The 11,625-nt window shown below is 68.9% G+C and carries 13 protein-coding genes; 5 read left to right on the top strand and 8 right to left on the bottom strand.

From position 1 onward, the window contains the following. The 3 genes from AX669_RS01910 to AX669_RS01900 all read left to right on the top strand — a co-directional run. A partial coding sequence (locus AX669_RS01910; protein ID WP_156444889.1) for an AMP-binding protein occupies nt 1–790 on the top strand: 790 nt, incomplete at its 5' end. A 286-nt stretch (nt 791–1,076) separates the two neighbouring features. Beyond that, the gene (nhaA, locus tag AX669_RS01905) at nt 1,077–2,444 is read left to right on the top strand and encodes a Na+/H+ antiporter NhaA (RefSeq protein WP_082740487.1); all 1,368 of its coding nucleotides are present in this window, start codon (nt 1,077–1,079) and stop codon (nt 2,442–2,444) included. A 152-nt stretch (nt 2,445–2,596) separates the two neighbouring features. Next, entirely contained in the window at nt 2,597–3,001 is a 405-nt protein-coding gene (locus AX669_RS01900; protein ID WP_062256215.1) for a phage holin family protein, read from the top strand. Nucleotides 3,002–3,128: 127 nt separating this feature from the next. On the opposite strand, the gene AX669_RS01895 is transcribed toward AX669_RS01900, so the two are convergent. After that, on the bottom strand, nt 3,129–3,809 hold the full coding sequence (locus AX669_RS01895; RefSeq protein ID WP_231729370.1) for a CoA pyrophosphatase: 681 nt from the start codon (nt 3,807–3,809) through the stop codon (nt 3,129–3,131). Next, complete coding sequence (gene nth / locus AX669_RS01890; protein WP_006943929.1) at nt 3,809–4,642, bottom strand: endonuclease III; 834 nt, start codon at nt 4,640–4,642, stop codon at nt 3,809–3,811. Before nth ends, AX669_RS01895 begins: the two co-directional genes overlap by 1 nt. A 215-nt stretch (nt 4,643–4,857) precedes the next feature. Here nth and AX669_RS01885 point away from each other — a divergent pair, with 215 nt between their 5' ends. Then, nucleotides 4,858–5,535, top strand: coding sequence for a Crp/Fnr family transcriptional regulator (locus AX669_RS01885; protein ID WP_006943962.1), 678 nt, complete (start codon nt 4,858–4,860; stop codon nt 5,533–5,535). Nucleotides 5,536–5,606: 71 nt separating this feature from the next. Here AX669_RS01885 and AX669_RS01880 read toward each other — a convergent pair whose 3' ends face one another. From AX669_RS01880 to AX669_RS01865, 5 genes are all read right to left on the bottom strand, one after another. After that, a complete protein-coding gene (locus AX669_RS01880) occupies nt 5,607–6,428 on the bottom strand; it encodes an MBL fold metallo-hydrolase (protein ID WP_156444888.1) in 822 nt (273 codons plus the stop codon). 13 nt (nt 6,429–6,441) lie between these two features. Next, on the bottom strand, nt 6,442–7,338 hold the full coding sequence (locus tag AX669_RS01875; protein ID WP_062256210.1) for an NUDIX domain-containing protein: 897 nt from the start codon (nt 7,336–7,338) through the stop codon (nt 6,442–6,444). An 8-nt stretch (nt 7,339–7,346) separates the two neighbouring features. After that, a complete protein-coding gene (locus tag AX669_RS01870) occupies nt 7,347–7,811 on the bottom strand; it encodes a RidA family protein (protein WP_062256208.1) in 465 nt (154 codons plus the stop codon). 3 nt (nt 7,812–7,814) lie between these two features. Next, a complete protein-coding gene (locus tag AX669_RS12875; RefSeq protein WP_006943980.1) occupies nt 7,815–7,970 on the bottom strand; it encodes a DUF4177 domain-containing protein in 156 nt (51 codons plus the stop codon). Nucleotides 7,971–8,108: 138 nt separating this feature from the next. Further along, entirely contained in the window at nt 8,109–10,490 is a 2,382-nt protein-coding gene (locus tag AX669_RS01865) for a transglycosylase domain-containing protein (RefSeq protein ID WP_082740485.1), read from the bottom strand. Between the two features lie 198 nt (nt 10,491–10,688). Here AX669_RS01865 and AX669_RS01860 point away from each other — a divergent pair, with 198 nt between their 5' ends. Next, nucleotides 10,689–11,021: a WhiB family transcriptional regulator gene (locus tag AX669_RS01860; RefSeq protein WP_082740484.1), complete on the top strand. Its 333-nt coding sequence runs from the start codon at nt 10,689–10,691 to the stop codon at nt 11,019–11,021. A gap of 88 nt (nt 11,022–11,109) precedes the next feature. Here the strand turns inward: AX669_RS01860 and AX669_RS01855 are convergent, their stop codons facing one another. Further along, on the bottom strand, nt 11,110–11,580 hold the full coding sequence (locus AX669_RS01855; protein WP_006943945.1) for a GatB/YqeY domain-containing protein: 471 nt from the start codon (nt 11,578–11,580) through the stop codon (nt 11,110–11,112). Nucleotides 11,581–11,625 lie beyond the last annotated feature (45 nt).

Genomic DNA, 11,625 nt, shown 5'->3' with positions numbered 1-11,625 from the left:
CAACCCTGAGGCGTGGATGTGGTTCCGTGACGTCATCGGCGCGGGTGAGGCCCCGATCGTCGACACGTGGTGGCAGACGGAGACTGGCGCGATCATGATGTCGCCGCTGCCCGGCGTCACGGCGCTCGTGCCCGGTTCGGCGCAGGCACCCGTGCCCGGCATCACCGCCGACGTCGTCGACGAAGAGGGCAAGAGCGTGCCGAACGGCGAGAGCGGCTACCTCGTCATCCGCGACCCGTGGCCGTCGATGCTGCGCGGCATCTGGGGCGACCGTCAGCGCTACGAGGACACGTACTGGTCGCGCTTCCCCGACATGTACTTCGCCGGTGACGGCGCGAAGCGCGACGAGGACGGCAACATCTGGGTGCTCGGCCGCGTCGACGACGTCATGAACGTATCCGGTCACCGCCTGTCGACCTCCGAGATCGAGTCGGCGCTCGTCAGCCACGACACGGTCGCGGAGGCCGCCGTCGTCGGCGCCGCGGACGAGACGACCGGCCAGGCCGTCTGCGCGTTCGTCATCCTGCGCGAAGAATCGCGGGAGAACTACGCCGAAGACGCAGCCCGCGAAGAGCTCGTCCAGGAGCTGCGCACGCACGTCGGTCGTCAGATCGGGCCGATCGCGAAGCCGCGACAGGTGCTCGTCGTCGACGAATTGCCGAAGACGCGTTCGGGCAAGATCATGCGACGCCTGCTCAAGGATGTCGCCGAGGGCCGTGAAGCCGGTGACGCCACGACGTTGGCCGACCCGAGCGTCATGGCTCAGATCCAGGCGGGGTTGAAGAAGTAGCTCTTCGCCTCCGGCACCCCGGCTCACCGGCTCACCGGCTCACGATGACGGGTAACTCACAGGTAGGCGGGCACTTGCCTGCCGGCGTTGAGTTACCCGCCATCGCGTGGTGGGGCCAGTTGGACGGGGGCAGGGGCGTCCCGCGCACCGGACGTCGGATCGGACGTGGGGCGAACTCCCGTAGAATTCTCAGCAATTGGTGTGCCGGGAAGTCTGGTCGGCCGCCCGAGAAGTGCTCACGAGCCACCGGGTGCCCCTGCTCAGCGCTACCCCCGAGGAGCCGCCCATGCCCGGCAACAAGAACCCCCTCCCTCCGATGAGTGACGAGCCGCCGGAGTTCGAGGACTTCAAGACCTACGCGCACCAAGCCCCCGTCGCGACGGCAGGTCGCATGGCCAAGCGAATGTTCACCCGCGGCACGTGGCCCGAGGCGAGGCGCGTCAAGGAACTGCTCCAGACGGAGACCATCGGTGGCGTCCTGCTGCTCATGGCTGCCGTGGCTGCGCTGACGTGGGCGAACTCGCCGTGGAGCCACAGCTATGAGGTGCTGCGCGACGCGCACATCGGCCCGCACTTCCTCGGGCTCAACATGTCCGTCGCGCACTGGGCGGCCGACGGTCTGCTCGCACTGTTCTTCTTCGTCGTCGGCCTTGAGCTCAAGCACGAGTTCGTCGTCGGCGATCTCAAGAACCCCTCGGCTGCGGCGGTTCCCGTCATCGCGGCCGTGTGCGGCGTCGCCGTCCCCGCTCTCATCTACGCCGCCATCAATGCCGGTGGCGACGGCGCGCAGGGGTGGGCGATCCCGACGGCCACCGACATCGCGTTCGCGCTGGCGGTGCTCGCCGTCATCGGCTCGCACCTGCCGACGGCGTTGCGTTCGTTCCTGCTCACCCTCGCGGTCGTCGACGACCTCATCGCCATCACGATCATCGCGATCTTCTACAGCCACGGCTTCTCGCTGACGTGGCTCGTCGTGGCCATCGTGCCGATCGCGCTCTTCGGCGTCGCCGTTCAGCGGGGCCTCAAGAACCCCGTCGTCCTCGGCGTGCTCGCCATCGCCGCGTGGGTGTGCGTGCTCAACTCGGGCATCCACGCGACGATCGCCGGTGTCGTCCTCGGCCTGCTCGTGCCGGTCAAGGGCAAGCGCGCGATCGCCGACCGCATGGAGCAGCGCCTGCACCCCTACTCCGCCGGTTTCGCGGTGCCCGTCTTCGCGTTCTTCTCGACGGGCGTCACCGTCGTCGGCACGAGCATCACCGACACGCTGACGGACGCCGTGACGATCGGCGTCATCGCCGGGCTCGTGCTCGGCAAGGCGGTCGGCATCTTCGGCAGCACGTTCCTCGTCAGCAAGTTCACACGCGCCGAACTCGACGACAACCTCACGTGGAGCGACGTCTTCGGCCTCAGCCTGCTCGGCGGCATCGGCTTCACCGTCAGCCTGCTCATCGGTGAACTCGCGTTCGGATCAGGCAGTTCCTCCGACGACCACGTCAAGATCGGCGTCCTGCTCGGCAGCCTGCTGTCGGCTGCGCTCGCCAGCATCGTGCTGGCACGACGCAACCGCGTCTACGCCCAGCTCGCCGAGGAGGAAGAGCGGGACGACAACCACGACGGCATCCCCGACGTCTACCAGCGCCCCAGCACTGCCTGACCCGCCCGCAGCCCACCGACACGCCTCATCCTGTGGCCCGGTGGGCGCGAAACCCCACGAATCGGTAGTCTGTGGGGCAAGTACGAATTGTCTGACGCGCCAGGCCACCTCACTCGAGCTCGAGCGAGTGCCTGCTGACAGGAGAAAATCCCATGGCTCTCAACACCACGCGAGGCACCGAGCGCACGCTGGGTCAGCTCGTCTCGGACGCCACCACCGACCTGCAGAACATCGTCAAGGGTGAGATCGACCTCGCGAAGGTCGAGATCAAGGCGGATGCGCAGAAGGCCGGCAAGGGCGGCGGGATGCTCGCTGCGGCGGGCGTCCTTGCACTCTTCATGCTCGGCTTCCTGCTGACGTCCCTCGCCTACGGCCTGTCGAACATCTTCGGCTGGAACCCGTGGGCCGGATTCCTCATCGTCGCCGGCATCCTCGCCGTCGTCGTCGCGGTGCTCGCGCTCATCGGCATCAAGGCCCTCAAGAAGATCAAGGGCAAGCCCGAGAAGACGATCGAGAACGCGCAGGCGACGGTCGCGGCCATCAAGCCCGCCAAGTGATCCACCACGTCTGACGCTCACGTCGGACGCTCGACGAAGGCGGCTCCCCATGCGGGGGGCCGCCTTCGTCATACCTGCACGATCTGGACGCCCCCAGGAACGCCACCGCGCCAGGCGACCGCCGACGTCAGTGCAGGAACCGCTGCGGCACCTGACGGCGGTCGCCGGTGTTCCAGGCGCGGGTGAGCTCCGCAGCGGTGAGCACGGCGTCAAGCAGGAACGCTGTGAAACCCCACACGTACAGCCCGTCGACGGTGAACGCCGGCCCTGCGAAACCGCGCGGATGCGTCGCGGTGTGGCGATTGGCCGGATCGACGAGGTCGCTGACGCGCACCCGCGCGACGTGTGCCACCTCGATCGGGTCGAGCGCGGCGACCGGCGACGGCTGCTGCCACCACGCCAGCACCGGCGTGACGGCGAAGTTCGTCACCGTCAGCGCGACGGGTGCCAGCGCTCCGAGCACCTCGACGCCCGCCGGCGACAGACCGATCTCCTCGTGCGCCTCACGCAGCGCCGTGGCGACGGCGTCCGCGTCGTCGTGCTCGACTCCCCCGCCGGGAAACGAGACCTGCCCCGCATGCGTGCGCATCGCATCCGCGCGCTGGGTGAGGACGACATCGACGCCCCCGCCCTGCTCGTCGAGCGACTCGAGCCCCGCCATCGCGCCGTCCGTCGGCCCGAAGAGGATGAGGACGGCCGACTCACGGGCCCCGGGCCCCGGCGACGGCCAGGCACCGCGCAGCCGGTCCGACGAGCCGAGCTCGTGGACGCGATGCAACCAAGCCGGCGCCTCGGGCGCGTCCGTCATCACGCGAGCCCCGAGTGCCGCGGGACGGTCGGAGTGCCCCGATGCCCGGTCGAGAACGAGGCGTCGGGTTCGGCGCCGTCGACGAGGAGGCCGACGAGGGCCTCACCGCCCTTCGGCACGGCCAGTTCGTACTTGAGCAGCTTGCGGGCTGCATCGGCGTCGATCTCCCCCTCGCCGAACGACGGGCACCACTGCGCCACCGGGCAGACCCCACAAGCCGGGCGGCGGGCGTGGCAGATGCGCCGGCCGTGGAAGATGACGACGTGGCTGAGCATCGTCCAGTCCTTCTTCGGGAACAGCGCACCTACCTCGGCCTCGACCTTGACGGGGTCTTCGGACGTCGTCCACCCGAACCGGCGCGCGAGCCGCCCGAAGTGCGTGTCGACGGTGATGCCGGGCACGCCGAACGCGTTGCCGAGCACGACGTTCGCCGTCTTGCGGCCGACGCCGGGCAGGGTCACGAGGTCGTCGAGCCGGCCGGGCACCTCACCGTCGAAGCGCTCGACGATGTCCTGGCTCAGCTTGATGACGGCGCGCGTCTTGGCCCGGTAGAACCCCGTCGGACGCAGGATCTCCTCCATCTCGGCCGGATCGGCGCCCGCGAGCGCCGCGGCGTCGGGGTAACGCGCGAACAGCACCGGCGTCACCTTGTTGACGCCGACGTCGGTTGTCTGCGCCGAGATGACGGTGGCGACGAGCAGTTCGAGCGGCGACTCGAAGTCGAGTTCGGCTCGCGCGTACGGGTACTGGGCGATCAGCGTGCGGTAGATGCGACGCGCCTGTCGCACGAGCGCCGTGTGCGTCTCGGGGCGTGCGGCAGCACGACGCGGCATCCTGCGCGCGGGCGACGTCGAGGGCCCTGACGAGGAGGCAGCCGGGCCGGCGTCGCCGGCCGGAACGGACGGGGAAGAACTCATGCTCACACCCTAGAACGCAGCGCTGACAACCCCCTCCGACGGCCCGTGGGTGGGGGCCGTCACATCACGTCGCCCAGCAGTAAACAGCTGTGCTGTGCGGCCCGTCACGCGAAACGTGGCAGGATGGAGAGGTGGACATCGATGTTGTGCGTCAGGCCCCCCTCTTCGCTGCGCTGAGCGACGAGGATGCGCAGGCTCTTCTTCAGCGCATGTCGCGTGCGCGCATCGAACGTGGTGACGTGCTGTTCGAGGAGGGCGAGCCCGGCGATCGGCTCTACGTCATCACCTCCGGCAAGGTGAAGCTCGGCCGCCGCTCCCCCGACGGCCGCGAGAACCTGCTCGCCGTACTCGGCCCCGGCGAGATGTTCGGTGAGCTCAGCCTCTTCGACCCGGGCGCCCGCACGACGACGGCGACCGCCGTCGCCGGCACCGACCTCGTCGGGCTCGGGCACGCCGAGCTCACCGAGTTCGTGTCGACGCGCCCCGAGGTCGCCGTCAAGCTGCTCGGTTCGATCGCGCGCCGCCTGCGCCGCACCAACGAGGCGCTCGGCGACCTCGTCTTCACCGACGTTCCCGGCCGCGTCGCCAAGGCGCTGCTCGACCTGGCGAGCCGCTTCGGCCGTCAGGTCGACGGTGGAGTCCTCGTCGCACACGACCTGACGCAGGAGGAGCTGGCGCAACTCGTCGGTGCCTCGCGCGAGACGGTCAACAAGGCCCTCGCCGACTTCGCCGGACGCGGCTGGCTCAAGCTCGAGGCACGCGCCGTCACGCTGCTCGACGTCGAGCGTCTGCAGCGACGCGCTCGCTGAGGCTCCCCCACGCGTCGAAGGCCGCCCCACCGAATCGGTGGGGCGGCCTTCGACGTCCGTCAGTGCTTGATTCAGACTTCGCCAATACGCGTCAGATGCGCCAACTGCGCCGCGACGACGGCTTCGACGGCGGGGCGCAGGGCCGCGTCGACGCCGCCGTACACACCGTCGATGACGGCGTCGACGCGCGCGGCGTCATCAGCGTCGGACGGTGCCTGGGCGAGCGCGGCCCGCACCCCGTCGAGCCGCTCGTTGCGGTGATGCCGGTATGCGTCGATGACGGCGAGGGCGTCGCCGCCGACGTCGCCGTGCCCGGGTGCCAGCACGGCGCCGGGGGTTGCCTCGAGGGCCGCTTCGAGCACGTCGAGCGTCACGAGGTAGTCGGTGAGGTCGCCGTCGGGGTGGGCGATGAACGAACTGCTGCCGCCGAGCAGCGTGTCGCCGCTGAACAGCACGACATCGCCGTCGCGTTCGAACACATACGCGACCGAATCCGCAGTATGACCGGGCGCGAGGACGACCTGGACGTTATCGAAGATCCGCCCGTCGACGAGCGTAATACCCTGTGCGCCGCCCCAGACGCGCGCGCGGACGCCTGCCTCGGACAGCAGCTCGACGAGCCTCGCCCCGCCGCCTTCGTGATCGTCGTGATGATGCGTGAGCAGGACGTCGACGTTACTCACGCCGCGCACCGCGTCGACGAGTGCACCGACGTGCCCGTGCTCGTCCGGCCCCGGGTCGATGACGAGCGCGCGCTCGCCGCCGTCGGCAACGCCGTCAGCTCGCGTGATGACATAGCTGTTCGTGCCACTCAGCGTCATTGCGCTCGGGTTGTCGCAGCGCACGTGAAGCACGCCAGGGGGCAGTGGATGCGTGGTCGCCTGGTCGGTCACGGAAGGTGCTCCCTCAGAGGTTGATACGGGCTCGCAGGTACGGGCCGTCGGGGCCCATGAGCGGTTCGGGACGGGTCGGTTCGAACGCTGCAGCTCGCGCCTGCGTCAGGGCCTCGGACGCGCTCACGGCGCGCGTCAGCCGCTCCAGACCGGTGCGGGTCGGCGGCAGGAGCCGGACGTGACCGGCCGCCATCTCGTCGAGCATCTCCCGCGGGCGCACCCAGCGGCCACGCTGCGACTCACGCGAGACGGCATCGGCGACGGCGCCCTCCGGCAGCAACGCCGTGAAGAACCACGTGTCGAAGCGTCGCTTCTCGAACGGCGGGGTGATCCAGCGGTCGACGGCCGCGACGAGGTCGGCGCGCAGTCGCCGCCCGGCGAGCACGTCGACGAACGTCACCTCGTGCGCCTCGAGGCGCGTGCGTAGCTCGACGTCAGGCCCCGCAGCCTCGGCTGGGCCATCTGTCTCAGCTGCGAGCCCAGCGTCGGCTCCGTCGCCGACTGCGTTCCCGCGTACGTTCGTGTCGACGAGCAGCACGCCCGCCTCCTCGAACAACTCCCGCAGGGCGCACACGACGACGGCGCCTGCCGCGTCGGCGTCGATCCCGAGGTCGCGCCCCGCGTCCTCGGCGTCGAAACCGTCGAGCAACCCGGCCTTCACGACGTCCTCATCGGCTGCGTCGACCCGCCCACCGGGAAACACCCACGTCGACGGCGCGAAGTCCATCGTCGAGGCGCGCTCGATCATGAAGACCTCAAGCGGTTCACCGCGCACCAGCATGACGGTGGCCGCCTGCGAGGGCGTCACCTCGTCGCCCTGCTCGCCCCGGCCGACGGCGTCGAGCCAGCGCATGGCCGACTCGCGGAACGGCCCGATCGGGAACTCGCGCACCTGCGACGACGTGGTCACGGGGCCCCTCAGTCGCGAACGGCGACGGTGATCTCGACCTCGACCGGTGCGTCGAGGGGCAGGACGGCCACGCCGACGGCCGAGCGCGCGTGCACGCCGGCGTCGCCGAAGACATCGCCGAGCAGGTGCGAGGCGCCGTTGACGACGCCCGGCTGGGCCGTGAACGACGGGTCGCTGGCGACGAACCCGACGACCTTGACGACGCGCGTCACGCGATCGAGGTCGTCGATGACGCTCTTGATCGCCGCGAGCGCGTTGAGCGCACACGTGCGAGCGAGCTCGCTGGCCTGCTCGGCGCTGACCTCGGCACCGACCTTGCCCGTCAGCGGCAGCTTGCCGGCGACCATGGGCAACTGGCCGGAGGTGTGGACGTGGTCGCCGTCACGAACCGCCGGGACGTACGCGGCGACGGGCGCTGCGACCTCGGGCAGTTCGAACCCGAGCTCTGCGAGACGCTCCTCGATCGCGCTCATCGCTCAGGCCTTGGGGCGCTTGAAGTAGCCGACGAGACCGTTGCCGTCGGGGCCGGGCACGATCTGCACGAGCTCCCAGCCGTCCTCACCGAAGTTGTTGAGGATCTGCTGCGTGGCGTGGACCATGATCGGCGCGGTGAAGTATTCCCATTTCTGCATGCCTCCACCCTAGAGCCACCCACCGCCATCACGGTCGAAGCGGCCCGAGGCAGACCCCACCCCATGACGGCGCGAGGCCCACCCCAGGACGGGGTGGGCCTCGCGAGCCTGCGTCAGTCGGCGCCCAGCACCTGACGATCAGGGCTTGACGTACAGCGTGATCTTCTTGCCCTTGCCGAGCTTCTGGCCGGCCGCAGGGTCGGTCTTGAACGCCTGGCCGCCGGAGACGTCACCGGAGTTCTGCTTCGACACGGTGACGAGGAAACCGGCCTTCTCGAGTGTCGACTTCGCGTCCGCCTCGCTCTTGCCCTTGACGTCGGGGACACTCACCTCGTCGCCCTGCTTGGTCGCCTTGTCGGGTTCGGCGAGCTTCGCCTTGGGCATGCCCTTCGAGATCGTGTCCATCGTCGCCTTCCACACCGGCGCCGCGATGTCGCCGCCGTACAAAAAGGTGCCGATGTGCTTGCCCCCGATGGAGACGTTCTTGATCGGGTTCTTGTTGTCGAAACCGCGACCCACCCAGACGGCCGTGGAGAGCTGCTTCGTCGAGCCGACGAACCACGTGTGCAGGGATCCGTCGACCGTACCGGTCTTGCCGAAAGCTTCCCGCCCGTCGGCCAGCTTGGCATCGGAGGCGGTGCCGTCGCTGTCGAATACGTGGGTGAAGATCTCCGCCGTTCCGCGAGCCTCCTGCTGGCTGATGACCTGCTTGCACGGCTCGACCTTGAGCGCCACCGGCTTGCCGTTCGCCTGCTTGATCGAGACGACGGGGCGGGGTGCGCAGTACTTGCCGTCCGCCGCGACGGTGGCGAACGCGTTGGCCATCATCATCGGCGAGGACGAGTCGGAGCCGAGCACGATCGACGAGGGGTCGCGCCGGATGTCGCGCCACCCGCCCGTCTTGAGGTCACGGGCCTGAACACCCATGAGTTTGAAGGTGTCCCGCACCTTGCACGGCCCCAGCGACGCCACGAGGGCTCCGAAGGCGGTGTTGACCGATTCGGCGGTGGCCTTGCTCAGGCTCATCGGGCCGGACGGCACCGGGTGGTCGTTTCCGACGGACCAGTTGCCGGCACCCTGACCGCACTGGCCGGGGAACGTCTTCGACGTGAAGTTGTAGACCGGGCGCCCGTCCTTCGTGCCGTTCATGGCGGGAACGTTCACCGTCGAGTCGACGGCGCGGCCCTGACGCATCGCCTCGACGATGGCGAAGATCTTCGCCGTCGAACCGATGGGGAAGCCCGAGCGGACCCAGTCGACGGACGTCGAGAAGTGGTTCGATCCGGCGACGTCGTACTTGGCGTTCTGCGACATGGCCTGGACGAGACCCGTGCCGGGTTCGATGATGACGCCCGCTGCCTGCACGTCCGCGCCGTTGCCGACGGGAACGCGCTTCTTGAGGTTCGAGTCGAGGGCCGACATCTTCTTCGGGTCGAGCGAGGTCTGGATCGTCAGGCCGCCGGTCTTCAGCTTGGCGAGGCGCTCCTTGCGGTTCGCGCCGAGCGCGGGCTGGTCGGCGACCCAGTCGGTGACATAGTCGCAGAAGTACGGGTACTTGCTGCCCTGGCAGCCACCGCCACCGGCGATGTTCGTCACGTGAGTCTGCAGCGGGCTGGCGATGGCCTTCTCACCGTCGGCCTTGCTCACGCGCCCCTGCTTGATCATCTTCTCGAGCACGATGTTGCGGCGCTTCACCGCAGCCTTGGGGTTGTGCACCGGGTCGGTCGAACCAGGCAGGTTGACGACGCCCGCGAGCGTGGCGGCCTCGGGCAGCGTCAGATCCTTCGCCGGATGGCCGAAGTAGTGCTGGGAAGCGGCCTCGATGCCGTACGTGCCGTCACCGAAGAAGACGAGGTTGAGGTAGCTCGTGAGGATCTGATCCTTCGTGTGCGTCTTCTCCAGCTCGACCGCCATCTTGAGCTGCTTGATCTTGCGGACATAGGCGTCGGTGCCGTGCTGCGCGACGGCCTTCTTCGCCTCCTCCTTGTCGCCGCTCTCGATCGCGGCGCGCTGCGCGGCGACCTTGACGTACTGCTGCGTCAGCGTCGAGGCGCCCTGCGTGCTCGAGGAGACGAGGTTCGCGGCGACAGCGCGCAGGATGCCGCGCTGGTCGAGCGCGCCGTGGTCGTAGAAGCGCTCGTCCTCGATGGCGACCTGCGCGTCCTTCATCACCTTCGGGATGGCCGACGACGGCACCACGATGCGGTTCTCGTCATACGGGGTGGCGATGACGGAGCCGTCCTTCGCCAGGATCTTCGACTGCTGGCTCAACGCGTTTTCGGTGAGCGTGCCCGACATGTCGTCGAACTCCTTGACGCCACCCTTGACGCTCGCGCCCGCGAGGCCCGTGGCGGGGATGAGCAGGCCCGCGAAGAGCAGGCCCAGCGCCATCGAGGTGGCGACGAACGCGCCGAGGAGGCTGAGAACCGAGCCCATCGCAGAACGCTGACCGCCACCGTCAGATTTCTTCCAGGTTTGCTTCTTCGCCGACGCATCGGGGCCAGGAGACTTTCCACGCATGCCGCTCAGCGTATCGGAGCAGCCTGTCAAAGCCTTCGAGGCGCGGTTCGGCGCGCCCCGCGCCGACCGCGTGTACTAACGTTTTTGGTACTCAATCCCCATGGAAACTCACCAGTAACCACGCCTACTGTGCGTATAGCAACTTTTGCACGTGGCGCACGCCACACCGTCATCCGCACCAACAAGGGGAGGGCACCGATGACGATCATGGCCGAAGAAGAGACGCAGACGCCCGTCTGGGACGACAACTGGGCCGCCCGCGCCCAGTGCGCCGCGGCGGCACCTGACGACCTGTTCGCCAAGGGGGCTGCTCAGCAGTCGGCGAAGACGATCTGTCAGCGCTGCCCCGTCGTCGCCGAATGCCTCGCCGACGCGCTCGACAACCGCACCGAATACGGCGTCTGGGGCGGCATGACGGAGCGTGAGCGCCGCGCGCTGCTGCGTCGCCGTCCGGACGTCAAGTCGTGGGCGACCCTGTTCAAGATGGCGCGCGCCGACGAGGCCGCCGCAGGCATCCGCCGCGCGAGCTGAGACGTGCACGAACGCTGAGGGCCGTGCCGACCGCTGGGGTCGGCACGGCCCTCACCGCCATTCGGGCACCTGAGCCCGCAGCAAGTGATCAGCCCGCGAGCGCCTTCTTGACGGCCGCCGCGACGCGCCCACCCTCTGCCTGCTCGCCGATCTTGGGCTTGACGACGCCCATCACCTTGCCCATGTCTTTCATGCCGGATGCGCCCGTGGCGCTGACGGCCTCGGCGACGATCGCGTCGATCTCGTCGTCGCTCAGCTGCTTCGGCAGGTACCCCTCGAGGCAGGCGAGTTCCGCGTTCTCCTTCTCGGCGAGCTCGGTGCGCCCGGCGCCGACGTAGGCGTCAGCCGCCTCGCGGCGCTTCTTCGCCTCCTTGACGATGACGGCGAGCACCTCGTCATCGCTCAGCTCACGGTGCTCCTTGCCTGCGACCTCGGCGTTCGACACGGCCGTCAGGACCATGCGCAACGTCGCGCTACGCACCTGATCGCGCTCGCGGATCGCGTCGGTCAGGTCGGTGTGGAGAGTGGCCTTCAAGGTGGTGGCACCGGTTGCGTTCATGCGGTCATTCTTCCACCCCGGTGCGAGAATCCCCGCATGAGTTTC

Origin of the sequence: Dermacoccus sp. CCH2-D9 (genome assembly GCF_001556795.1) — a bacterium.
Taxonomy (GTDB): Bacteria; Actinomycetota; Actinomycetes; order Actinomycetales; family Dermatophilaceae; genus Dermacoccus; species Dermacoccus nishinomiyaensis.
This window is presented reverse-complemented; position numbering and strand designations above follow the sequence as displayed.

Bases quoted from the DNA above. Each gene is read 5' to 3' on its own strand.
- AX669_RS01865 (WP_082740485.1), bottom strand. From the start codon at position 10,490: ATGCGTGGAAAGTCTCCTGGCCCCGATGCGTCGGCGAAGAAGCAAACC.
- AX669_RS12875 (WP_006943980.1), bottom strand. From the start codon at position 7,970: ATGCAGAAATGGGAATACTTCACCGCGCCGATCATGGTCCACGCCACG.
- nth (WP_006943929.1), bottom strand. From the start codon at position 4,642: ATGCCGCGTCGTGCTGCCGCACGCCCCGAGACGCACACGGCGCTCGTG.
- AX669_RS01870 (WP_062256208.1), bottom strand. From the start codon at position 7,811: ATGAGCGCGATCGAGGAGCGTCTCGCAGAGCTCGGGTTCGAACTGCCC.
- AX669_RS01860 (WP_082740484.1), top strand. From the start codon at position 10,689: ATGACGATCATGGCCGAAGAAGAGACGCAGACGCCCGTCTGGGACGAC.
- AX669_RS01900 (WP_062256215.1), top strand. From the start codon at position 2,597: ATGGCTCTCAACACCACGCGAGGCACCGAGCGCACGCTGGGTCAGCTC.
- AX669_RS01895 (WP_231729370.1), bottom strand. From the start codon at position 3,809: ATGACGGACGCGCCCGAGGCGCCGGCTTGGTTGCATCGCGTCCACGAG.
- AX669_RS01855 (WP_006943945.1), bottom strand. From the start codon at position 11,580: ATGAACGCAACCGGTGCCACCACCTTGAAGGCCACTCTCCACACCGAC.
- nhaA (WP_082740487.1), top strand. From the start codon at position 1,077: ATGCCCGGCAACAAGAACCCCCTCCCTCCGATGAGTGACGAGCCGCCG.